Below are 23,440 nucleotides of genomic sequence, written 5' to 3'. Positions count from 1 at the left end.
CACCATGTCCGCTCAATCTCGTATTCGCCTACGCCCTCGGCCCATCACGTCCAGCCTCGGCCAGGGCGTTCGGTAAGTTCGCTGTCGCGCATGGCTCGCGTTGGCCTGTCTCATTTCGGGACAAAAAATGCTGGCACCGGTTTTGCACTGCATAGATTGCCGGTACCCTCCTCCTACCGGTCCTGATCGGGGATCAGGAAGTAAACTTTCGCCGGGCTTGAGGGATTGGGGTTCCTTCGCCCGGCGAGTTTTCTTTCAATGCAGCACATGGCGCCAATGACGGCCAGCGAGGAGCATCGCTTGAAGCTTGGCATGGGCAAGGATGAGAAGGATCGGGAAGCCGAAACTGCTGGTGTTCCGCAAGTCACCTTCCATGGCCTCCGGCATACCCACATCACCCACCTGTTGCGCAGCATGTCGTGTCGGCCCGCGCCGGTCACGCCAATCCGTCAGTCACCCTGAACATTCATGCGCACCTGCTCCCAGGTCAGCAGGAAGGTGCCGCAGCGGTGGTTGACGCGGCCCTCAATGCCGCACTACAGGAATGAAGCGCGAACCAGTCGGGAATGCCTTCGGTGCCAATCCGGTGCCAACAGGCCGAAGCCAGCCGGCAGCGCACTACCTAAGTGATTGAAAAATCACAACGGAGGAATGGCCGAGCGGTTTAAGGCACCGGTCTTGAAAACCGGCGTGGGTGCAAGCTCACCGTGGGTTCGAATCCCACTTCCTCCGCCAGATTTTCTGTCATCCTGCTGATATTGCGACGTTATTGGCCGTAGCCTTATTCTCTTCCTAACTCCGTTCCTAACGTCGTTCGACGATGCTTGGGCTATCCTGTTTCATACCGTAGCGTTTAGTTGCAAAAGTAGCAGGCCAACAAAAAGCCCGCCACCGTGAGGCAGCGACATCACGAGTTCGCGATCTTCCGGATGAGTGGTGGTCCCAAAAGCGTTTAGTTAGTTCGCCGGGTGCTCCCAAGATCCGAGCGCCCTGTCGAAACGCTTTGGGAGAACAACCATGAAACATCGCCTCATTCCGATAGCGGTGGGCTTGCTTGTAGCCTCGGCCGGCACGGCTTCAGCTGCCAACGTCCACACCGTAACAGGCAAGACAGGTCAGCCCAGCCAAACGATTGGAACCACTGAAACAGGAAGCGTTACCCCTGGTCACGCCAGTTCTGCCCCGGGCTCAGCCTTCAACCCCGAGGGGAATGCGGGGACACACTACGCGGGCGAGCAACCGCAGAACTCAAACAATCCGAAGAGCGTATCTCAATACGACGTGGCCGGATTCCAGCAGTCCCATAACCATTGAGTGACGGCCCGGTCGCGCCAATATAGGCCCGCTGCCGTGAGCAGCGGGCATCAAGTGTCCGAAGGGCATTTGTTCAGATCGTCTTGCGAGCCAACCGAGCAATGTCATCCATGATGTAATTGAAGTCCTGTCCGTTAAATTCCCACGTGCGATGCACTCGCTCCTTCGCCGCGAGATCGGCCAGCGTCTTTGCAGGGTAGCGAAGCAGCGCGTTAGCTGCGTTCCCCGTGCGGTGGGTCTGTTTGGAGTATTCTCGATCGAGCTTGCCATAGCCTGTCTTGCGCCGGATGCCAGCATCAGCCTTGTCATAGGCGCGCAAGCCTCGGCATGTTCGACGCCAGCGCGGCTTGGCGGTAGGTTTGCGAGATCAGCGACAGTCGTCCGCCGGACCCTTTCGACCTCCTCCGCTGTCATTTCGGCCATGACAGGTCGCCGTCCCTTGATGTCCATATAGCGCTGCTCTGCTGCGTTCAGCGCCGGCTCTATGGCGCGAAGCTTTTTCCACTCGGCATGAAAGGCAGCTTCGAGGGTTGCCACCTGCGACGGAGCTGGGGTAGCCGCCTTCCTGACGAATGGATCGTGTTTCCTCTCCAGGTAGACGGAGTTCCCGGCTGGTAACTGCGAAGCCCCGCGCAGTTAGGCATATTCCGCCGCTGCTTTCAAAATAGCGTGCTTGAGCAGCGTGGTCTTGTTCGGCGTTCCCTTGGGCCGACCTGGACTAGGGCCTTTTAGGTTTTTGTTATTTTTTTAACTAATGTGGGCATTCTCGCTCCTCGACGGCATCAGTGGCCGGTTGGGCTGGCTGTCCGTGTTGGTTTGCAGGTCGGCTAGTCGCGGCGGGAAACAAGCCGGCTCCTGGAGGTTAAGATTATTAGCGGAGGCTCACATGCTCGCGACTGTATGTACGGTATTGGCTGCCAGGAATAACGAAGCCGAAATCATTGGTGTGATCGACCTCGCGAGCAAGACGGAGGTCAAGCTCGGCACCACTCGCCTCGGGGACGCCATCCAGTTCGTCGCCAATGCAGAGGTGCTTGGATATGACGTCCGGGCGGCGATGGTATTCTATGGTAAACCTGGAACGCCAAGCCTGAGGGCAAACGACTGCGAGCGACTGTGGGCGCAATACGGTGCTACCCTGCTGGATCATCGGCGTAAGAATGAACCCTACATAAATGCCGGCGGTGTAGAGGTTCTAGTCTGGGACCAAGACGGTGGCACGTTCACCTTGACCGTTTCGCAGGAAGCCTTGGAGGACTACGCTGCTCGTAACGGCCTTGCAGGCGACGCCATGTCGATTTTCTATGCCGCCTTCCCTGCGATTACGGAGGTCGCGGACAAGCTACACGCGCTTTTCGGGAAGCCAAGGAAGGTCCTTGTGAAAACCAAGGACCTAAACGGCCAAAGACAGCCTATTAGACGCGTGGGGGCAACTTCCCCTTCGTCGATACGTTAGACCTCCAGCTAACGGAGGAATGTTATGGACGAGGACCTGCGCCTGAAACAGAAGGAACTCAGCACCACCATGCAAACCAGGGCGGCGGAACTCGCACTGGCGGGCGGCAACACCGATATTTCCGCGCCTGCGATCCGTACCTTGTCGCCTGGGTGCACCCAAAGCAGTCCAGCCCGATGCCAGGAGAGATGCACCCATGCCAACAAAGCAACGCGGTACATACGGAATTCAAGCAGGAATTTTAGCTGGTCCTCAAGAACAGCGTTGAATACAGTCGTGACCGTGACATAGAGTATCAATCTAGGGTTGGGGCATAGGATTTCGGAAACAAATGTTTCGCAATTGACCTGTCGGCGCGAAGCCGCGGAAAGCGATTGTATCTTTTGGAAGGTGGTTGTGGCCGATCATGATGGCGACAGGCATGGGTGGCTGTCACCAAGCCGAGAATTGGACGGCCGCCTGGTCAAAGACAGACCGGTCACGGAAAAGGCTCATGACTCGGAACCTCCTATGCGTGGGAGCTATCGTGGTGGCATCCACCATCGGACCTCAGCCAGTACAATCCTATCCTCGAAATCCGCAGCGCCCGATGAATGCCAAAACCTGTGAGCAGGCGCTGGCGCGTCTGCACGAAGCACGCCTTGGAAGCCCGATCATTTCGGCAGCGGAAAATCGGGAAGTCCTTCGCAGGGCACTCGAAGTGGCAGAACGGCTATGCGGCAAGGACAAAGTGAACGACGGCAAATAGGCCAGCCGGACATGCGGGTTGTCAGCCTCGTGCTCCATTATCGATAATAAACGGCGCGGCCGCGGGAAACGCAGAGGGGGAGGCTATGCCAAACGTCACCGAAACAACGGATGCGGCGTCATCCATCGCCACGAGCTACACCCTGGCAGTCGGCCAGACAGCGACTGGCCATTTGTCTTCGGCCGGCGACCATGATTGGTACCGAGTGCACCTGGTGGCGGGCCAGACCTACACATTCGCGGAAGTCGGTGAAGGTGCGCGTGTCAGTCCGACCGTCGGCGACAATGTCGAGGATACGTTTATGGCCCTCATGAACGCATCCGGAACATTGGTTGCGTCCAACGATGACGTCATCCCGGGCCAGTACCGCTATTCGACGATCACCTACACGGCCTCGACCACCGGCGATTACTTCATCAATGCCGGCGCATATAACGATGATTACGTGGGGCAATATGGTGTTTCCGTAGTCAGCGGAACCCGGGCCAGCTACGACGAATTGATGGGGGCCGGCGCGATCCTGAGGCCCGGAAGCAGCTGGAGCACAGCGCCCGGGCAGCCGGTGAACGTGACATGGGCTGTGCGAATGACGGACGTCAATTGCACGGACTCGCGAGGGTTTGCCGCCCCGTTCAGTCCGTTGGGTTCCGCGGAAATCGCTGCCGTCAAGTCCGTGCTTGCCATGTATTCGTCGGTCTGCGGCCTGACGTTCACGCAAGTCAACCCCGCTGGCACCAGCGACAACGCGACGATGCTGTTTGGAAACTACACATCGAAGCCGGACCCTGCCGGAGCCTACGCAATTTACCCGGGAACGACGGCGCCGGGCGACATTTCCGGAGACGTGCATTTGAACACCGACGCCGTTGACACGGGAAATCTGCCGATCGGCTCTTACGAATATCAGACCATTCTGCACGAAACTGGCCACGCGCTCGGCCTCTCACATCCCGGTGAGTACAACGCCGGGTCCGGAACCCCCACCTACGGCAACGATGCCCAGTTCATCCAGGACAGCAACCAATACACCGTGATGAGCTATTTCGACGAGACCAACACCGGCGCATCCGACTACAATGACTATCCCGACACGCTGATGTTGTATGACATTCTGGCTGTTCAGCAGCTCTACGGCCCCAATATGACGACGCGTACGGGCAATACCGTCTACGGTTTTGGTTCCAATGCGGGCAACGTGTACAACTTCGCCCTGAACCCCTCGCCGGCAATCTGCATTTGGGACGCTGGTGGTGTCGATACGCTGAATGCGTCCGGGTTCGGCCAAGCCCAAACCATCAATCTGGCCGCAGGCAGTTTCTCCGACATCGGCGGCGGCCACCGCAATGTTTCAATAGCCTTCGGCGCGACAATCGAGAACGCCGTTGGCGGTTCCGGCATTGACACGCTGATCGGCAATTCCGGCAACAATTTGCTGGACGGCAAGGGCGGCGCCGACACGATGCGCGGCGGCGTCGGCAACGACACCTACTATGTCGACAATGCCGGCGACCATGTCATCGAGGCCAATGGCCAGGGCACCGACAATGTACAGGCCTATGTCAGCTTCAACCTCTCCGGCCAGGCGCTGGAGAACCTGGCGTTGCGCAGCGCGGCTTCGATCAATGGCACTGGCAATTCCGCTGCCAACATCATCACCGGCAATTCCGGCAACAACGTCATCGATGGGCTCGCCGGCGCCGACACGATGAGCGGCAGCACCGGCAACGACACCTACTATGTCGACAATGCCGGCGACCACGTCATCGAGGCCAACGGCCAGGGCACCGACAATGTACAGGCCTACGTCTCCTTCAACCTCTCCGGTCAGGAGCTGGAGAACCTGGCGCTGCGCGGCGCGGCCTCGATCAACGGCACCGGCAATTCCGCTGCCAACATCATCACCGGCAATTCGGGCAACAACGTCATCAATGGGCTCGGCGGCGCCGACACCATGAGTGGCAGCACCGGCAACGACACCTACTACGTCGACAATGCCGGCGATCATGTCGTCGAGCTCAACGGCCAGGGCACCGACGGCGTCTTCAGTTCCGTCTCTTTCAACCTGTCGGGACAGGAACTGGAGAAGCTGACGCTGACCGGCTCAGGCAATATCAACGGCACCGGCAATTCGATCGCAAACATCATCACCGGCAACAGCGGCAACAACATCATCGACGGCCTTGCCGGTGCCGACACCATGAGCGGTGCTCAAGGCAACGACACCTATTATGTCGACAATGCTGGCGACCACGTGATCGAGCTCAACGGCCAGGGCATCGACAATGTCCAGGCCTATGTCTCGTTCAACCTCTCCGGGCAGGAACTGGAGAATCTGGCGCTGAGAAGCACCGGCAACATCAACGGCACCGGCAACTCCACCGACAACATCATTACCGGCAATTCGGGAGCCAATGTCATCAACGGCCTCCTCGGCAACGACACGCTGAGCGGCAGCACCGGCAACGACAGTTTCGTCTTCACCACAGCGCTCAATGACGTTACCAATGTCGACCACATCATCGATTTCTCAGTGGTTGACGACACCATCCAGGTCGACAATGCGATCTTCGCAGCGCTTGGCGGCAACGGTACGCTGACGGCTGACCAGTTTGCCGCCAACGCGTCGGGCGCCGCCACCAATGCCAACCAGCACATCATCTACGAGACGGACACCGGCTGGCTCACCTATGACAGCGACGGCAGTGCGGCTGGCGGCTCAACCCATTTCGCCACGCTGGCCGCTAACCTCGCGCTGACAAACGCCGATTTCATCGTGGTGTGAAGGTAGGAGCGGTCAATCGTTTCACTGAACGCAAAACCCCTCTTTCTCTTTGTTTGACACAATTCCGGACGGGAAAGTGTTTCACACTTTTCCTGGAATTTCTCCGAGCGTAGCGGACACCGTTATCTATGATCCATACTGTCGCCGGATATTATCGTCCAACAACCGCGGGGGGTGCGCGATGACTTTGACAAATGTGACCGTGACACAGGCTCGGAATGGGCTTGTTGACGTGGACGGTGCGAAGTGGTCGGGCTCGACGATCACTTATTCAATTCCAGGCGCCGGTTCACTCTGGGAGACGGATTATGGATCGGGAGAGCCTTTCGACGCTCAGTCCGGACCTTTCAACAGCACCCAGGCGGCAAGCTTTCGGGTCGCCTTGTCTCTTTGGGACGCGTTGATCGCGCCTTCGATAACTGAGGTATCGGACGCAATCCCCGGGAAAATCCGCGTCGCATTCACCGACGTCACAGCGCGCCAGGGCTCAGGCATAGCCGCCTATGCCTATGGCCCGCCCCTGCCCGGCAACACGGCAATTGCTGTCAACGGCGACGTCTGGGTCGACGAAACCTATAAGTCATCCGATTTCTCCCTGCATACATCTGATTTCGAGATTCTCATCCACGAATCCGGGCATGCCCTGGGACTGAAACACCCCTTCGAGCCGCCGACTGTGCCAGCGGGGTACGACAGCACAACTTACACGGTGATGAGCTACACGTCGGAAGACAATTTCTTCACTTGGTCGGACCAAGGGGGCGGCGGGATCTCTTATAGCGTCGAGGGAACGTCGTCCTTTACGCCAATGGTGCTCGATATCATGGCGATCCAGTCCCACTACGGCGCAGATCTCACCACTGCCACCGGCAATACCGTCTACACCTTTACCGACAATGGCTTGAATGGCAGGCAGGCGATCTACGATGCCGGCGGCACGGACACTCTAGACCTGTCCGCGCTTTCCCGAGGCTCGACCGTCGATTTGCGGCCCGGCGCCTATTCGGATCTCGACTACTACAATGTCGAGGATCAGATTGCTGACCTCACCGCGCAATTCGATGGCTTTGGGGACTTTATTCGAAACACCCTGACTGATCCGACCACCCCGGCCTATGAATGGGAGCGAAATCTGGGCCTTGCGTTCTCGACAACGATCGAGAACGTCATCGGCAACGCCCATGCCGATACCGTCATCGGGAATAATGTTGCCAATGTCATCGACGGCCGCGGTGGCGCCGACATCATGCAAGGCGGCATCGGCAACGACACCTACTATGTCGACAACGCCGGCGACCACGTCATCGAGGCCAATGGCCAGGGCACCGACAATGTCCAGGCGTATGTCAGCTTCAATCTGTCGGGACAGGCGCTGGAGAACCTGGCGCTGCGCAGCGCGGCTTCGATCAATGGCACCGGCAATTCCGCTGCCAACATCATCACAGGCAATTCCGGCAACAACGTCATCGATGGGCTTGCCGGCGCCGACACGATGAGCGGCAGCACCGGCAACGACACCTACTATGTCGACAATGCCGGCGACCATGTCGTCGAGCTCAACGGCCAGGGCACCGACAATGTCCAGGCTTACGTTTCCTTCAGCCTCTCCGGCCAGGAGCTGGAGAACCTGGCGTTGCGCAGCGCGGCTTCGATCAATGGCACCGGCAACTCCATTGCCAACATCATCAACGGCAATTCCGGCAACAACATAATCAATGGGCTCGGCGGCGCCGATACGATGAGCGGCAGCACCGGCAACGACACCTACTATGTCGACAACGCCGGCGACCATGTCATCGAGGCGAATGGCGGCGGCACCGACAATGTCCAGGCCTACGTCTCCTTCAACCTGTCGGGACAGGAGCTGGAGAACCTGGCGTTGCGCAGCTCGGCTTCGATCAACGGCACCGGCAATTCCGCTGCCAACATCATCACCGGCAACACCGGCAACAACATCATCGACGGCCTCGGCGGCGCCGACACGATGAGCGGCGCGCAAGGCAACGATACCTACTATGTCGACAATGCCGGCGACCACGTTATCGAGCTCAACGGCCAGGGCATCGACAATGTGCAGGCCTACGTCTCCTTCAACCTCTCCGGGCAGGAGCTGGAGAATCTGGCGCTGCGCAGCTCGGCTTCCATCAACGGCACCGGCAATTCCGCTGCCAACATCATCAACGGCAACAGCGGCAACAACATCATCGACGGCCTTGCCGGCGCCGACACGATGAGCGGCGCGCAAGGCAACGACACCTATTATGTCGACAATGCCGGCGACCACGTCATCGAGCTCAACGGCCAGGGCATCGACAATGTCCAGGCCTACGTCAGCTTCAACCTCTCCGGGCAGGAGCTGGAGAATCTGGCGCTGAGAAGCGCCGGCAACATCAACGGCACCGGCAATTCCATTGCCAATGTCATCACCGGGAACAGTGGCGCGAACGCGATCAACGGCCTCCTCGGCAACGACACGCTGTCCGGCAGCACTGGCCAGGATACCTTCGTCTTTACCACAGCGCTGAACGCCTCGACCAATGTCGACCGCATCACCGATTTCTCGGTGGTCGACGACACCATCCAGCTCGACAATGCGATCTTTGCCGCGCTCGGCGGCAACGGCACGCTGACGGCCGACCAGTTCATCAAGAACACCACCGGCCTTGCCGGCGACGGCAACGATCACATCATCTACGAGACCGACACCGGCTGGCTTTACTATGACACCGACGGCAGCGCCGCCGGCGGCTCCACCCATTTCGCCACGCTGGCCGCCAATCTGGCGCTCACCAACGCCGATTTCGCCGTGGTCTGATCCGCTCGAAGATAGAGCTCCCCACGCAATCGCAGGCGCTCGATTACGGCGTCGGCGATTGCGTGGACGTGTCTGCCGCGCCGGCAATTCAAGCGTTGAATGGCACAAGCTTTTGAGCAGGCTCGCTCCTAGCCGACTGGTGCTTTGGCAGTATTTTGACTAGAACAATACTCGACAATACTGAGTGGGAGAAAAGCCGTGGCCAATCAAAGTGCCGTCGAGCAGGCAATCCTGGAATTGATCAATCGCGCACGGCTCGATCCCGCCGCCGAAGCCGCACGATACGGCATAAGCCTCAATGAAGGCCCGCCCGAAGAGACCATTTCAGCGGCGATGAAGCAGCCGCTGGCAATGAACGACATTCTGCTCGGCACGGCGCGGAATCATAGCCAGGATATGATCAACAACGACTATTTCGCGCATGACGATCTGAGCGGCAACACTCCATTCGAACGGATGACGGCCGCTGGCTACAGCTTCGACCGGGCAGGCGAAAACATCGCGTATCAATCTACATCAGGCACTGTCACACCAGAGATGTCTCTGCAGCTCCATGAACTTCTGTTTGTCGATTCGGGCATCGTTGGCCGCGGCCACCGTGTCAATTTGATGGATCCGGACTATCAGGAGGTCGGTGTCGGCCAGGCCCAAGGCATCTATCAGGGCCTCAACGCGACGATGCTGACCGAAGATTTCGGCCGGCCAGGCGGCAATCACCAGTTTCTCACCGGTGTCGCCTTCAACGATACCGTGACCGCCGACCAGTTCTATTCGATCGACGAAGGGCGCGGCAACATAACGGTTTCCGTCAGCGGCGGACCGAACACGGCCAGCGGCAGCGCCGGCGGCTATTCCGAAGAGGTGACGGCCGGTCTCAAGACCATCACGTTTGCCGGCGGCGATCAGGTGACACCGGTGGTTCTCACCGCGACGATCGCTGCCGGCTTCAACGCCAAGATCGATTTGATGGGCCAGTCGACCATCCGCACGTCGGTATCGGTGACAGCGCTGAACGGCATTTCATCTATCGTCGGGCTTGGCACGAACGCCTTGACGCTGATCGGCACCGACGGCACCCAAGCCATATATGGTTCCTCGGGCGGCGACCACTTGGACGGCAAGGCCGGCAATGACACGCTGGATGGCAAGGCAGGTGCCGACACGATGTATGGCGGGGCCGGCAACGACACCTACTTCGTCGACAATGCTGGCGATATCGTGAGTGAAAGCACCACCGGCGCCAACGGCTCGGATATCGTCAATGGCTATATCTCGATCAACCTCAGCGACGGCAACCACTTCACGGGCAATATCGAGAACGTCGCACTGCGCAGCGCAGCCTCGATCAACGCCACCGGCAACAGCCTGGCCAATGCGCTGAATGGCAATTCAGGCGTCAACACGCTGAGCGGCCTCGGCGGCAACGATACGCTGGACGGCAAGGAAGGCGCCGACACCATGCAAGGCGGTCTTGGCAACGACACCTACTATGTCGACAATGCCGGCGACCATGTCGTAGAACTCAACGGCCAGGGCACCGACAATGTCCAGGCCTATGTCTCGTTCAACCTGTCGGGACAGGAGCTGGAGAATCTGGCGCTGCGCAGCTCGGCTTCCATCAACGGCACCGGCAATTCCGCTGCCAACACCATCACCGGGAATTCCGGCAACAACGTCATCGATGGCCTCGGCGGGGCCGACACCATGAGCGGCAGCACCGGCAACGACACCTATTATGTCGACAACGCCGGCGACCATGTCGTCGAGCTCAACGGCCAGGGCACCGACAATGTCCAGGCTCATGTCAGCTTCAATCTTTCCGGCCAGGAGTTGGAGAACCTGGCGCTGCGCAGCGCGGCCTCGATCAACGGCACCGGCAACTCGACCGCCAACATCATCACCGGCAATTCGGGCGCGAATGTCATCAACGGCCTCCTCGGCAACGACACGCTCTCCGGCAGCACCGGCAACGACAGCTTCCTCTTCACCACGGCGCTGAACGCCTCGACCAATGTCGACCGCATCACCGACTTCTCGGTCGCCGACGACACCATCCAGGTCGACAACGCCATCTTCGCAGCGCTCGGCGGCAACGGCACGCTGACGGCCGACCAGTTCGTCAAGAACACAACTGGCCTTGCCGCCGACGGCAACGATCACATCATCTACGAGACGGACACCGGCTGGCTCTACTATGACAGCAACGGTAGTGCCGCGGGTGGCTCAACCCATTTCGCCACCCTGGCCGCCAACCTGGCACTCACCAACGCCGATTTCGTCGTGGTGTAGGGAAGTCATGCCGGTCCGCCCGAAGCGGACCTTGCCGCCGCCGTCAAAGTCCATCGCGACAATTCCATCCCCGAACCCTCGCCGGCTAACTGCAAGTAAAAACGGTCAGTTGTGCTGTTTCAGGAAACCTCGTAAATATAGGTTGGGGTTGTTAATCTTGGGTGGGAGAACGTCATGGCTGTGGTCAGTGGCGGTACGGTTTTTGGACTGAATTTCGATACGCTGCAGGTGGGAGCACTGGTCGACTACGACTTCGAAGACCCGCAGCCTCTCTATGCAAGGTTTTTTGACGACGCGTCGAATTACACACTCTTTCAGGGCTCTGGATTCACTTATAACGCCGGCGTCCCTACCGGTGGGACCGTGACATCCGTCCAGTATGTGGTGGCTGGCAGCACGGTGCTGCAGATCACGGGCCTGAACGTAGCGGCCACCGACGTTGCGAGCTTCGTCTTCAGCAATGACACGATGGGTCTGCTCAATCTCGCGCTGAGTGGCAATGACACGCTGAACGGAACGCCGCTGCACGACGTGCTCTATGGGTTCGGCGGCGCCGACACCATCAATGGTGGCGCCGGCGCCGACACGATGAGCGGTGGCACCGGCAACGACACCTTCTGGGTCGACAATGCCGGCGACGTTGTCCTCGAGGCCAATGGCCAGGGCACCGATACAGTCAACAGCACGATTTCCTTCAATCTCTCTGGTCAGGAGCTGGAGAACCTGACGCTGCGCGGCGCGGCCTCCATCAACGGCATCGGCAATTCCATTGCCAACATCATCACCGGCAATTCAGGCAGCAACATCATTAACGGCCTTGCCGGTGCCGACACCATGAGCGGCGCGCAAGGCAACGACACCTATTATGTCGACAATGCCGGCGACCATGTCATCGAGGCCAATGGCGGGGGCACCGACAATGTCCAGGCCTATGTCAGCTTCAACCTATCGGGACAGGCACTGGAGAACCTGGCGCTGCGCGGCGCGGCCTCGATCAACGGCACCGGAAATTCCGCTGCCAACATCATCACCGGCAACAGCGGCAACAACGTCATCAACGGCCTTGCCGGCGCCGACACGATGAGTGGCGCTCAAGGCAACGACACCTACTATGTCGACAATGCCGGAGACCATGTCATCGAGGCCAACGGCGGCGGCACCGACAATGTGCAGGCCTATGTCTCGTTCAATCTTTCCGGCCAGGAGCTGGAGAACCTGGCGTTGCGCAGCGCGGCTTCCATCAATGGCACAGGCAACTCGACTGCCAACATCATCACCGGCAATTCCGGCAACAACATCATCAACGGCCTGCTCGGCAACGACACGCTGTCCGGCAGCACCGGGCATGACACCTTCGTCTTCACCACGGCGCTGAACGCCTCTGCCAATGTCGACCGCATCACCGACTTCTCAGTGGTCGACGACACAATCCAGGTCGACAATGCGATCTTTGCAGCGCTTGGCGGCAACGGCACGCTGACGGCGGAACAGTTCGTTAAGAACACCACCGGCCTTGCGGGTGACGGCAACGATCATATCATCTATGAGACGGATACCGGCTGGCTCACCTATGACAGCAACGGCAGTGCGGCGGGTGGTTCCACCCATTTCGCCACGCTTGCCGCAAACCTGGCGCTGACCAACGCCGATTTCGTCGTAGTCTGAACGTTAAGCGGGGGCACGTGGCAATTCAGATTCAGAACCGCGGCGGCTCCCGTCCTGCCCCAGCGGGATTGTCCGCGCCCAGCCGTGCGCTAAGGTCGTGCGCCGCGGCACTGGTTTGCGTTGCCGTTTTCTCGGGAATGATCAATCTGCTTGGTCTGACCGGCTCGCTCTACATGCTTCAGGTCTATGACCGTGTCCTGCCTTCGCACAGCATTCCGACCCTGACAGTGCTCTCGATCGCCATGGCGGGACTTTACATCGCCTATGGTCTGCTTGATCTCCTGCGGCTCAGGCTGCTTGCACGGATCGGCAGGCGTTTCGACACCAGCCTGCAACCCGCTGTCTTCGCTCTCTCGGTCTCGCTCCCTCTCAGGTCCGGTCAGGAAGGCACACGCCTTCAGCCGATCGGCGATCTCGACCAGATACGCAGCTTCATTTCGGGATCGGGCCCGACAGCCTTCTTCGATCTGCCCTGGCTGCCCTTCTATCTGGTCGGCATCTTTTTCCTCCACCCGCTGCTTGGAGCGCTCGCGACGGCCGGCGCGATCGTGAGCGTCTTGCTGACACTGGTTGCCGAAGGGCTTAGCCGGGGACCCGCCAAACGGGCGATGGAATCGTCCATTTCCCGCAAGCAGCTTTCCGATGCCGGGCGTCGCAATGCCGAGGTGGTGCGCGCGCTTGGCATGGGACGTCGCATCAGCGGTCTCTGGCAGGATCGGAGCGAAGCGTATCTTGCCAATCAGTTGCGCATTTCCGATGTCGTCGGCGCGACCGGGACCGTCTCGCGGACGTGGCGAATGATCCTGCAATCGCTGATGCTCGGACTTGGCGCTTACCTGGTGATCGAAGGCGAGGCATCGCCCGGCATCATGATTGCGACGTCGATCATGCTCGCCAGGGCACTGTCGCCCGTCGATCTCGTCATCGCCAACTGGCGCCCCTGGGTTTCCACCAGACAGAGCTATGGCCGGCTCAAACAGATGCTGCGCAACGCCGATGCACAAGAAGCGCCTCTTACGCTGCCACGGCCTCGGGAGACGCTGTCGGTCGAGGCGGTCTCGGTCGGTGCTCCCGGCCAGCAAAAACCAATCATCCAGAACGTAGCGTTCTCCTTGCAGGCGGGAGCCGGGCTGGGCATCATCGGAGCCAGCGCGTCAGGCAAATCCACGCTGGCGCGTGCGCTTGTCGGGGCATGGACCCCGCTTCGCGGCACTGTGCGTCTTGATGCGGCCGCACTCGATCAATTCGATGAAGAAGCGCTTGGACGCGACGTCGGCTACCTGCCGCAGGACATCGAGTTGTTTGAGGGTACCGTTGCCGAGAATATCAACCGCTTCAACGCCAATGCGAGCGCGGACGGCGTCGTGGCAGCGGCCGAAGCCGCCGGTGTCAAACAAATGATCCTCCGGCTGAGCGACGGTTTCCAGACGCGTATCGGCGAAGGCGGCTCAGCACTCTCCGGAGGCCAGCGCCAGATGGTCGGTCTGGCACGGGCATTGTATGGCGATCCGTTCCTCGTCGTTCTCGACGAGCCGAATTCCAATCTGGACGGCGAAGGCGACATCGCCCTGGGCGCCGCCATAAAGGGCGTACGCGATCGAGGCGGCATCGTCGTCGTCATCGCACATCGTCCCGCGGCACTGGCGAATATCGATACCGTGCTGGTCATGGCCGGCGGAACGGTACAGGCGATTGGACCGCGGGACGAAGTGCTGGCGAAGATGACGCGCCCAGCCAATGTGCGGCCGGAACAGGCTCCGGGCGGCGAACGCGCACCAACTGTCGTCACCTTGCATGACAGGCGGCCATGATGAGCCTCGCGCCCATGCAAACGACCGACATGACGCTACCGCGCGCGGCAACCCTGCCGGCATTGCGACGTCCGTCGATGCGCGGTGACGGAGTTCGATGGACCATTGGATCCGGCCTCGTCGTTGTCGCGGCACTTGTTGGCGGCATCGGCATCTGGGCCGGGACCGCTTCCCTTGCCGGTGCGGTCATCGCCAGTGGAACGGTGGTGGTGGAATCGAATGTGAAGAAGGTGCAGGAACAGACTGGCGGAACCGTCCACGAAATCCTCGTGCGAAATGGCGACAAGGTAACGGCCGGCCAGGTCCTGGTTCGCTTCGACGACACGGTGGCACGCGCAAACCTCGGCATCATTGGCCAACAGCTGGACCGTGCGCGGCTGCAAATGACCCGCCTGGAGGCAGAGACCATTGGCCGCGATGAGATGATCATACCGGACGATCTGTCCGCCCGGGCCAGCGATCCCGCAATGGCGATCCTCATTGCGGGTGAAAACGCGCTGCATCGAAGCAACATGACGCTTCTGGAAAGCCAGAAGGCGCAGCTTGGAACCCGCAACGATCAATATCGCGAACAGATCGAGGGCCTCAAGGCCCAGCGCGCCGCGGCCCTGGAAGCTCTCGACCTGGCGACCAACGACCTCATCATCATCCAGGATCTCTACGCCAAGAGGTTCGCATCGCTGGATCGCTTGACCGCCTTGAAAACGCAGACCATCCAGCAAAAGGGGGAGGCCGGAAGGCTCCTGGCCGCGATCGCCGAAGTGGAAGGGCGCATCAGCGAGAATGCGCTAGCCAGTATCCAGCTTGACAACGACTTCCGCAAAAGCGCCAACGCCGACCTGCGCGAGGCCGAAGGCAAGGAGGCCGAACTGGTCGAGCGCAAGCAGGTGGCCCTGGACCAGCTGGACCATATGACGATAAAGGCCCCGCAATCAGGCGTCGTGCAGGAGCTTGCGATCCACACGGTTGGCGGCGTTGTCGCGTCTGGCGAGACCATGATGCTGATCGTGCCTCAGACGGACGATCTGGTGATCGATGCCCAGGTTCCGCCCTTGCGCATCGACGATGTCAGCCTTGGCCAGGCGGTCGTCATCCGCTTCTCGGCCTTCGACCGCAACACCACGCCGGAGTGCCACGGGACGGTCGATCGGATCTCCCCCGATCTGGTCAAGGACACAGCCAACCGGACAGCCTACTACGAGGCCCGCATCAACATTACAGACGAGGCGGTCTGCCTGAAAACGGCAACCCGGCTCATTCCGGGCATGCCTGCCGAATTGCACATCCAGACCGGCGACCGCACTATCTGGTCTTATCTGATGAAACCCATCACCGATCAGCTTTCCCGGGCCTTCAGGGAATAATTGCCCGCAAGATCGTGGGCGCGGGTGCCTTCAGCTCGGACCGGCCTTAAGCGCGAAGCACCGAGCCAACAGTTGCTGGCCGTTATGGATCCATGGGCCGCCCTGACACAGACGCGTGTGCCCGTGAGCGGATTCTACCCCTGCCCGGTCAAGAGCGACTGACGTCTGCCCTGCGGCCGTTTTTCAAAGACGACAATGCTGTCATAAACGCAGATCGAGTCTGTTGCATGGGTGAAGGCGTTCGGCGGCAAGGCGCCCCGCGCGTGATGCGCGTTGATCTCGTCGAGCTTTCCCTTGGCGAATTCCATGAACGATCCCGGCTTGCGCAGCCCTCCGCCATAGTCGTCCCAATAGCTCGTGTGCGTGTCCTCGACGAAGTAGACGCCGTTCGGCTGCACATGATGGTAGAGATGCTCGAAGGTCGCGATGACATGATCCATCATGTGGCTGCCATCATCGATGACGATGTCGATGGGGCCATATTTCTCGACGATCCGATCGAGCAGTCGAGGGTCGTCCTGACTTCCAATGAAGACCTCGACCCCTTCGGACTCGTGCGCCTTGCATGCAGGATCGATGTCTACTCCGACGATTCGCGCGCCCTCACCGAAATAAGCACGCCACATGTCGAGCGATCCGCCCTTGTAGACGCCGATTTCAACGACGACCGGCCTCCGGTTTCTGAACCGTTCGAAGTGGCGCTCGTAGACGTCGAAATAATGCAGCCACTTGTAAATCTCTTTGCCGCTGTTGTTCAAAAAGTACTGATGCAGGAACCCGCCCATCATAGCCTCTTCATCAGCCTGGCAATTTGCCGCCGCCAGCCGCCTTGATTGTGACTTGCCACAGCTTTGCCGACGAGGTTGGCCCTGATCCGAGCAAGCACAGGCTCCCATTCGTTTGCGACAAGGCCAAGCGCTTCGCCAAGGTTTGCCTCGATCTCGGCAAACTCCATGTTTGCAAAGCGTTGGCCGGCGTCGGCGATCCATGAACGATCATATCTGCCCTTGCCGAACCCGGATATGACGGTGAGCCCGGTCCAGGGCGTTGCAATGGTGAACACGTCGAGATCGGGGCGCAGCGTCCTGAGCGCCGGAACCAGTTTCCAGACGTCGCCGGTGTGGAATTGCGTCGTCGGCGGAACCCTTTGCGTCGCCTCGTCCAAGGCGGCGGTGTCGTGCACGAGCAGAACCGAGCCGGCGTCGCAGTAGCGTTCAAGGTTCGCAAAATCGCGCAGAACCTGGTCGAAAGTGTGCAGACCGTCGATGAACCCGACACCGACCGGGCGACCGGCAAGCAGGGCGTCCGCTCCACCGCGATCGAAGAAGGCGTCACTCGTCTCCGGAAAAATGTGCGTTTGCGCGCCGAGCGCCACCGTGGCGCGCGGATTGGGATCGATGCCTATTGCAAGGGTTGGTGCCTTCACCTTGGAAAGCGACACGCCGTCAAAGACACCTATCTCCACCACCACGGCGGGCTTCAGCTCTGAGTAAAAACGCTCCAGCCAGTCGTAATAGGAAGGCCCCGACATCCGCGTGCTGGCCAGACCGGCATGGGCACCCACGCTGTCGGCGGCAAGCGCCAGCGCGTTGCGGTATTGAATGTCGGCGGTTTCGTTCTCGCCGATGACACGGTGCGCATCGCCTATCGCCGTGAAATAGGCGGCATCCCGATGCTCATTGTACCGCGAAAGAAGGCCGGCTGACAAAAGCACGCGAGACGTTGCAAGCTCGGCGGGTGCATGGCTGCTTGCCATGCGAGCGACGTCTGCCGCCGCCTTGTAATTCCCGCGCTCCAACTCGACCTTGGCCAACTCGACAAGCGCCGCGGCTGCCTGGTTGGTCAGCGCGGGTTCTTCCGACGGCTTCAATTGCGCCCTGAAGCCCGCGGCCGTGGCTGGCCCGGCGCCGTGTGGAGACACAATCAGGGCGCGGGCAAGGTGCGGCGCAAGCGCTGGAGGCAACGATCCCACGAAAGCCGAGGGGGCGTGAAAGGTAAAGTTCGCGCGCCCCCTCAACGCATCCCTTTCGGCCTTCCAGAGGAGCCAGTGTTTGGGCTGCTCGACGCTTGCGTTGGTGGCGACACCTCCGTGCAACTGGTGAAATGTAGCCTCTCCCAGGGTGAGGATGAGCTTTGCCCGCGGCATCTCCATCGCACGTTCGAGCGTATCGATGTTGACGAGGCCGCCTCCGGGATAGGTGAAGCGCTCATCCATGCCACCGATCACCTGCCAGCTCTCCCGGCTCATGAACAGGGCATTGGCTTCGGATATCGGCGTGAACCACGGATCGACCGAGGACTCATCCATCGTCCCGATCTCGAACAGACGGTACCCATCTTCCGGCCATCGGATCGATTGCAAAAGCGAATCCTCGATGGCCTTCGTATAGCCATTGCTACGGGCATTCACCTGGGTGTCGCTGCCAAGATACCAGCCGGGTGCGGCCACGACTGCCGTCGGCGCCATGCCCAGGCCGATGCGAGCGAAATGCACCAACCCTGGCGTCACGATCCGTGCGCCGTCGATCATCACGCCGATGTTGTCCCCCCTCGCCTCCCTTATCCCGCGATTGACGGCAGCCGCGGGCGAAGGCAGTGCATCATCGATGCGCAGCAGGCGAAAGTTCGGCCCATAGTCCGCAACCAGGCCCTCACCAACGGCCGGTGACGATCCGTTGTCGACGACGATGACCTCGTAATCATCCGTCGTCACGTCTTGCTGGTAGGGCGTTGCGAGCGAAAGCAAGGTTCGCGGCAGCTCTCGGGGAATGTTGTAGGCGACAACAACGACGGACAGGGTGTTCGTTTTCATCGCGATTCCGTGGCTCAGTTGTCAGCCAATGGCTTCTGCCACCAACCGCCCGTCCAGTCTATCTCGTGGATCTCGGCTTTGATGCCGTTGCGCGCGCGGTAGTCCTCGACCGCTTGCCGGCATGGCCCAAACGCCATGTCGTCGATGATCGCGAACCCGCCGGGGGACAGCCTTGGATAAATCGCTTCAAGGCTGTCCATCGTCGACTCGTACATATCGCCGTCCAGTCGAATCAGGGCGAATGGACCGGCTTTCAGGCTAGGCAAGGTGTCCCCGAACAGGCCTTTGACGAAGACCACCTGGTCGTCCAGCAAGTCATAGGCGGCAAAGTTGGATTCGACCTGTGCCTGATCAATAGCCAGCTGCCGGTATTCGTGCAGCCTGTCACCCAGGTCGGCCGGAAAATTCTCGGGGTCCGGCGGCGGCAAACCGTCGAACGAGTCCGCGACATATACCTTCCTGTTCTTGATCCCGTTGGCGGCCAGAACGCCCTTCATCAGGATACAGCAGCCACCGCGCCAGACGCCGGTCTCGATCAAATCCCCGGGCACGTTCTCGTCGATGACGCGCTGGACGAGGTCGCGGACATTCGTCAGGCGCCTGACGCCCGCCATGGAGTGAGCAACCGTCGGCCAATCGCGACCCACGAGGCGATCCTCGCGATTGAAGGGGGTCGACTCTCCGATTTTCGACGGATCGATCACCTGCGAACCAGAGCCGTAGATCGTGTTGGCGATGATCTTGATCAGGAGATCAGTATAGAGGCGGTTCATCGTCGACCTTTCAAGGCGCGCAACTGTTCCATGGCGAAATACGCTGTTGCGGATATCCAGCCGAAGTGCAACAGGATTTGCGCGATTCAAACAGTCGCGCCATGCAAGCGAGCGGCGAATAATTGTCCAATGGGAGCCCCTGAATGCTAACCGCCAATCAAGCGATGGGCATGATCGAGACGCTCGACATTGCTGTTTTCCAGGTCGATACCGGAAGCACGCTCAGTGACCGCACAAGTTTCCTGCGCGTGCAGAACTTCGCCCGATCGACGCTCGGCCGCTACGTCTATCTCGAGGTTGGCTCAGACATCGGCGGCAGCCTGTTGCCGCATTTGATCGATCCGGCCTGCGAGGCGGTGATATCGGTCGATCTGCGGCCGGCAACCCAGCCCGACGAGCGTGCCGAGGTTTTTCACTACCCTGACAACACGGCGGCCCGGATGGTTGCCTTGCTGTCGGACAAGCTTCCGTCAGACGCAATGGCCAAGCTGACCACCATCGATAGTGACGTCTCCAATGTGCCGCCCCAGTCGATCGAGCCCAAGGCGACGCTCGCGCTGATCGACGCGGAGCACACAAACACGGCTTGTTTTTCGGACTTTGTCGGCGTGCTCGGGCTTATGAAGCCGGACTGCATCATTTCCTTCCACGACGCCAACCTGATCGCGGACGCCATTGTCAATGCGGAGCGCTTTCTCGATCATCTCGGCATCGAGCATGAGACGGCGTTTCTTCCCGACACCGTCGCCGTCATGGGCCTCGGCAGGCTCGCATCCGCGGTCCGGGATCAGCTCCAGCCTCATGCCCTGGACCGGGAGACGTCCCTGGACCGCTGGCAACGGCAGCTATGGTCTCACATAGCCAGCGTGCACTCGCGGCAAAACGATGCCGAGCTGGAGCACCTGCGCTCGGACAATTCGCGGCTGGTCGAGGAGATTGAACATGCGCGAAAGGCAAGCCGGGACGCACAGGCTCGCCAGGACGCCATAACCTCCAGCACGACGTGGCGTGCATCCGCCCCGGTAAGGGCGGTTGTCGATCGCATCAAACGCGGCTTTGCGCGCTAAACTAGCGAATCACCGGCTTTCCGCGGTGACATGAAGGCAGGGCGATAGAGGCGGGTGAATGGATATCTTCGGTATCAAGGCGCTGTTGATCTGCGCGCTGATCTTCATTCCGTTCGAACATCTTTTTGCCGAGCGGCCGCAAAAGATCCTCCGCGAGGGCTTTACCGTCGATGTGATCTACCTGCTGTTCAACAGCTTCATCGTAAAGGCGGCCGTCGTCTTGATGGCCGCCGGTGTCCTCGGGCTCGCTGCCATGCTTGTCCCGCAATCGATAACGCAAGCCGTTGGCAGTCAGCCCGTCTGGCTACAGGTTGCGGAAATCATCCTGATCACCGATCTCGGCGTCTACTGGGCACATCGCGCCTTTCATAAAATCCCTGCGCTTTGGAAGTTCCATGCCATTCATCACGGCATCAAGGAGTTGGACTGGCTCGGTGCTTTCCACTCTCACCCGGTCGACATCATAGTCACGAAGGCAATATCGCTGACGCCGGTCTTTTTCCTCGGGTTCTCGGAAGCCTCGATCGCCATCTTTTCGGTCATCTATTTTTGGCACACGATGTTGGTCCATTCGAACATGCGGATTTCGTTCGGCCCTTTGAAGTGGCTGATCGCCAGCCCGCAGTTCCATCGCTGGCATCACGCCAATCAGCGCGAAGCCTATGACAAGAACTTCGCCGGGCAGTTGCCCTTCCTCGACGTGATGTTCGGTACCTATAATGCCACCGGCAACAAGGTGCCGGAGAAGTACGGCGTCGATGATCCGGTCCCTTCGACCTACTTTGGTCAGATCGGCTATCCGCTCCAGCCCCGCAGGCAGCGATCTAATCCAGCAGCACCGAGCACTGAAGCGGAAGGTTGACGTCGTAAGGCGTCGAGACAGGTTTGCCACCTTCGCGAGCGCCACTACGGTTCTTTGAAAGAGAAAACCCCACCGGCAGGGACCAGAGGGGTCATCTTGGGAGGACGCGCGTCACGCTGCGTTCGTCAATCGCGCATTGGTTAATTATCGCGCGATTGCGACACTGATGCGACACTAGTACATCAGTCGGCTCTAATTTTCCGGACGGCTGCGCCACTTTTCATGATCAAAGGCCGCGTTGTCGAACTCGCAGGGTTCCATGTCCTCAACGGAGAGCTGTTCGGCAAAGGAGGCTGTCTCCTGCTGTGCGCTGGCAGGAAGGCTTTTTGCGCCGAATCGGCTAAGTCTCCTCTGTATGAACGAGACCTCACTTTATGCGCCGGTGAAGCGGTTCCTCGAAGGCCTCGACTTCGTCGTGAAGGGTGAGATCGGTGGCTGCGACATCGTCGCGTTGCGCGACGGAGAGCCGCCCATCGTCGTCATCTGCGAACTGAAGCTGCAGTTCAATCTTGAACTCGTGCTGCAGGGCGTGGACCGCGCGACGTCCTGCGACGAGCTATGGCTGGCCGCGCGCATGTCGGCCCGGGGCAAGGGACGCGAAAGCGATGCGCGGTTTCGCAATCTCTGCCGCCGGCTTGGCTTCGGCTTGCTTGGCGTGACCGCGAGCGACCGGGTCGAGGTGCTTCTCAGCCCGATCGCCGTGGCGCCGCGCAAGAATGCGCGGCGGCGCTCTCGCCTGGTCGACGAGCACCAGCGCCGCCGCGGCGATCCCGTTGCGGGAGGAGGATCGCGCAATCCGATCATGACCGCCTATCGCCAAAGCGCGCTTGCCTGCGCCGCCGCCATGGCGGACGGACCCAAGCGCCCGCGCGATCTGACGGCGCTGACGCCGATCGCGCCGAAGATTCTGCGGCACAATGTCTATGGCTGGTTCGCGCGCGTCGACCGCGGCCTCTACGATCTCACGGATGCCGGCCGTGCCTCGTTGGTCCGTTGGCCGCAACCATCGCATGATGAATCTCGACACGCAATTTTGAACGAACCGGCCATTTGATTGAAGGGTCCTGCAGGCTTCGGGGCCCTCCCCTTGGTTGATTTTTCCGGTAAAATATGATGCTTGTCCCACCCATGAAGAAGCTCTGCATAATGGCCCTGGCGTCCGTGACACTGGGTTTTGCGTCCGTGACACTGGGTTTCCCGGCCAACGCAATGGACAATGCCTTGCGCGCCGGTCTGTTGAAACTCGATCCCCAAACCCGCCTTGAACAGCGTTGTGACGCCGAAGTGCTCGACCGGATCACTCACGACGATCGCAAGTTCAAGGCGGATCGCGTCGTAGCCTACGCCTTCGCGACGCCCGAGATGGGCGCCGATGCGATCAGAAGTCCGGGTGCCGCGTTTCGCAGCAAGGGGCAATGGTACCGGCTGAAATTCAAGTGCCAGACGGCGCCCGACCATATGGTGGTTTTGCAGCTCCGCTATCGGATCGGCGACGAGATTCCGGAAGCCGATTGGGCAAAGTATAATCTCTACGATTGATTGGCAGCCGGCCGCGGTGGTTCTGCCCGGCTGCGGGCGCGCGCGGCCGCTCCCGCAACGCGGCTTCAGTGCAAAGATGGTTTGATCACGTCGCCGTGAGTGATCCCTTGACGCCAAGGGACCACCAAGTTAGGGCCGTCCTG

18 protein-coding genes and 1 tRNA gene are annotated in these 23,440 nt (G+C 60.1%); 15 read left to right on the top strand and 4 right to left on the bottom strand.

Annotated elements, in window-relative coordinates; genetic code table 11:
* Nucleotides 1-300: 300 nt before the first annotated feature.
* The 3 genes from CGZ66_RS40225 to CGZ66_RS37500 all read left to right on the top strand — a co-directional run bounded on the left by CGZ66_RS40225 (nt 301) and on the right by CGZ66_RS37500 (nt 1,314).
* Nucleotides 301-462 (top strand): hypothetical protein, encoded by a 162-nt coding sequence (locus CGZ66_RS40225; protein ID WP_167392395.1) that lies wholly within the window; start codon nt 301-303, stop codon nt 460-462.
* 183 nt (nt 463-645) lie between these two features.
* Nucleotides 646-735, top strand: a tRNA-Ser gene (locus CGZ66_RS37505).
* Between the two features lie 282 nt (nt 736-1,017).
* On the top strand, nt 1,018-1,314 hold the full coding sequence (locus tag CGZ66_RS37500; protein WP_095091587.1) for an adenylate cyclase: 297 nt from the start codon (nt 1,018-1,020) through the stop codon (nt 1,312-1,314).
* Between the two features lie 73 nt (nt 1,315-1,387).
* On the opposite strand, the gene CGZ66_RS37495 is transcribed toward CGZ66_RS37500, so the two are convergent.
* The gene (locus CGZ66_RS37495) at nt 1,388-1,633 is read right to left on the bottom strand and encodes a hypothetical protein (RefSeq protein WP_095091586.1); all 246 of its coding nucleotides are present in this window, start codon (nt 1,631-1,633) and stop codon (nt 1,388-1,390) included.
* 567 nt (nt 1,634-2,200) lie between these two features.
* Here CGZ66_RS37495 and CGZ66_RS40490 point away from each other — a divergent pair.
* The 8 genes from CGZ66_RS40490 (at nt 2,201) to CGZ66_RS37455 (ending at nt 16,244) form a co-directional block, all read left to right on the top strand.
* Nucleotides 2,201-2,770 (top strand): hypothetical protein, encoded by a 570-nt coding sequence (locus CGZ66_RS40490; RefSeq protein ID WP_206073845.1) that lies wholly within the window; start codon nt 2,201-2,203, stop codon nt 2,768-2,770.
* Nucleotides 2,771-3,299: 529 nt separating this feature from the next.
* The gene (locus CGZ66_RS40220) at nt 3,300-3,518 is read left to right on the top strand and encodes a hypothetical protein (protein ID WP_206073844.1); all 219 of its coding nucleotides are present in this window, start codon (nt 3,300-3,302) and stop codon (nt 3,516-3,518) included.
* 85 nt (nt 3,519-3,603) lie between these two features.
* Nucleotides 3,604-6,300, top strand: coding sequence for a M10 family metallopeptidase C-terminal domain-containing protein (locus tag CGZ66_RS41265; protein ID WP_143748958.1), 2,697 nt, complete (start codon nt 3,604-3,606; stop codon nt 6,298-6,300).
* Between the two features lie 181 nt (nt 6,301-6,481).
* Nucleotides 6,482-9,115 carry a M10 family metallopeptidase gene (locus CGZ66_RS37475; protein ID WP_143748957.1) on the top strand — a complete coding sequence of 878 codons (2,634 nt, stop codon included), beginning with the start codon at nt 6,482-6,484 and terminating at the stop codon, nt 9,113-9,115.
* Nucleotides 9,116-9,313: 198 nt separating this feature from the next.
* Nucleotides 9,314-11,404 (top strand): CAP domain-containing protein, encoded by a 2,091-nt coding sequence (locus CGZ66_RS41460; protein ID WP_095091583.1) that lies wholly within the window; start codon nt 9,314-9,316, stop codon nt 11,402-11,404.
* Nucleotides 11,405-11,578: 174 nt separating this feature from the next.
* Nucleotides 11,579-13,069, top strand: coding sequence for a beta strand repeat-containing protein (locus tag CGZ66_RS37465; protein WP_095091582.1), 1,491 nt, complete (start codon nt 11,579-11,581; stop codon nt 13,067-13,069).
* A gap of 17 nt (nt 13,070-13,086) precedes the next feature.
* Nucleotides 13,087-14,880, top strand: a complete 1,794-nt coding sequence (locus CGZ66_RS37460; protein ID WP_425352340.1) for a type I secretion system permease/ATPase — start codon at nt 13,087-13,089, stop codon at nt 14,878-14,880.
* Nucleotides 14,880-16,244: an HlyD family type I secretion periplasmic adaptor subunit gene (locus CGZ66_RS37455; protein ID WP_245331386.1), complete on the top strand. Its 1,365-nt coding sequence runs from the start codon at nt 14,880-14,882 to the stop codon at nt 16,242-16,244. The genes CGZ66_RS37460 and CGZ66_RS37455 overlap by 1 nt, the downstream gene beginning before the upstream one ends.
* Nucleotides 16,245-16,378: 134 nt before the next feature.
* Here the strand turns inward: CGZ66_RS37455 and CGZ66_RS37450 are convergent, their stop codons facing one another.
* Genes CGZ66_RS37450 through CGZ66_RS37440 form a run of 3 tightly spaced genes read right to left on the bottom strand, consistent with a single transcriptional unit; the run spans nt 16,379 to nt 19,760 of the window.
* A complete protein-coding gene (locus CGZ66_RS37450) occupies nt 16,379-17,029 on the bottom strand; it encodes a class I SAM-dependent methyltransferase (RefSeq protein ID WP_206073843.1) in 651 nt (216 codons plus the stop codon).
* Nucleotides 17,029-19,056 (bottom strand): glycosyltransferase, encoded by a 2,028-nt coding sequence (locus CGZ66_RS37445; RefSeq protein ID WP_095091578.1) that lies wholly within the window; start codon nt 19,054-19,056, stop codon nt 17,029-17,031. Before CGZ66_RS37445 ends, CGZ66_RS37450 begins: the two co-directional genes overlap by 1 nt.
* Nucleotides 19,057-19,070: 14 nt before the next feature.
* Complete coding sequence (locus CGZ66_RS37440; protein ID WP_425352339.1) at nt 19,071-19,760, bottom strand: TylF/MycF/NovP-related O-methyltransferase; 690 nt, start codon at nt 19,758-19,760, stop codon at nt 19,071-19,073.
* A gap of 212 nt (nt 19,761-19,972) precedes the next feature.
* Here CGZ66_RS37440 and CGZ66_RS37435 point away from each other — a divergent pair, with 212 nt between their 5' ends.
* The 4 genes from CGZ66_RS37435 (at nt 19,973) to CGZ66_RS37420 (ending at nt 23,297) form a co-directional block, all read left to right on the top strand.
* Nucleotides 19,973-20,896 (top strand): class I SAM-dependent methyltransferase, encoded by a 924-nt coding sequence (locus tag CGZ66_RS37435; RefSeq protein ID WP_143748956.1) that lies wholly within the window; start codon nt 19,973-19,975, stop codon nt 20,894-20,896.
* A gap of 58 nt (nt 20,897-20,954) precedes the next feature.
* On the top strand, nt 20,955-21,758 hold the full coding sequence (locus tag CGZ66_RS37430) for a sterol desaturase family protein (protein ID WP_095091575.1): 804 nt from the start codon (nt 20,955-20,957) through the stop codon (nt 21,756-21,758).
* A 355-nt stretch (nt 21,759-22,113) separates the two neighbouring features.
* The gene (locus CGZ66_RS37425; RefSeq protein WP_095091574.1) at nt 22,114-22,812 is read left to right on the top strand and encodes a DUF2161 domain-containing phosphodiesterase; all 699 of its coding nucleotides are present in this window, start codon (nt 22,114-22,116) and stop codon (nt 22,810-22,812) included.
* 56 nt (nt 22,813-22,868) lie between these two features.
* Nucleotides 22,869-23,297: a DUF930 domain-containing protein gene (locus CGZ66_RS37420; RefSeq protein WP_167392393.1), complete on the top strand. Its 429-nt coding sequence runs from the start codon at nt 22,869-22,871 to the stop codon at nt 23,295-23,297.
* The last annotated feature ends 143 nt before the right edge of the window (nt 23,298-23,440 follow it).

This window comes from Mesorhizobium sophorae, from assembly GCF_002270415.1.
GTDB lineage: Bacteria > Pseudomonadota > Alphaproteobacteria > Rhizobiales > Rhizobiaceae > Mesorhizobium > Mesorhizobium sophorae.
The sequence above is the reverse complement of the archived record's forward strand: the minus strand, read 5'-3'. Positions and strand labels throughout refer to the sequence as shown.

Coding starts and splice junctions, on each gene's coding strand:
- CGZ66_RS37500 (WP_095091587.1), top strand. CDS start 1,018: ATGAAACATCGCCTCATTCCGATAGCGGTGGGCTTGCTTGTAGCCTCG.
- CGZ66_RS40490 (WP_206073845.1), top strand. CDS start 2,201: ATGCTCGCGACTGTATGTACGGTATTGGCTGCCAGGAATAACGAAGCC.
- CGZ66_RS41265 (WP_143748958.1), top strand. CDS start 3,604: ATGCCAAACGTCACCGAAACAACGGATGCGGCGTCATCCATCGCCACG.
- CGZ66_RS37475 (WP_143748957.1), top strand. CDS start 6,482: ATGACTTTGACAAATGTGACCGTGACACAGGCTCGGAATGGGCTTGTT.
- CGZ66_RS37465 (WP_095091582.1), top strand. CDS start 11,579: ATGGCTGTGGTCAGTGGCGGTACGGTTTTTGGACTGAATTTCGATACG.
- CGZ66_RS37455 (WP_245331386.1), top strand. CDS start 14,880: ATGAGCCTCGCGCCCATGCAAACGACCGACATGACGCTACCGCGCGCG.
- CGZ66_RS37450 (WP_206073843.1), bottom strand. CDS start 17,029: ATGGGCGGGTTCCTGCATCAGTACTTTTTGAACAACAGCGGCAAAGAG.
- CGZ66_RS37445 (WP_095091578.1), bottom strand. CDS start 19,056: ATGAAAACGAACACCCTGTCCGTCGTTGTTGTCGCCTACAACATTCCC.
- CGZ66_RS37435 (WP_143748956.1), top strand. CDS start 19,973: ATGCTAACCGCCAATCAAGCGATGGGCATGATCGAGACGCTCGACATT.
- CGZ66_RS37430 (WP_095091575.1), top strand. CDS start 20,955: ATGGATATCTTCGGTATCAAGGCGCTGTTGATCTGCGCGCTGATCTTC.
- CGZ66_RS37425 (WP_095091574.1), top strand. CDS start 22,114: ATGAACGAGACCTCACTTTATGCGCCGGTGAAGCGGTTCCTCGAAGGC.
- CGZ66_RS37420 (WP_167392393.1), top strand. CDS start 22,869: ATGATGCTTGTCCCACCCATGAAGAAGCTCTGCATAATGGCCCTGGCG.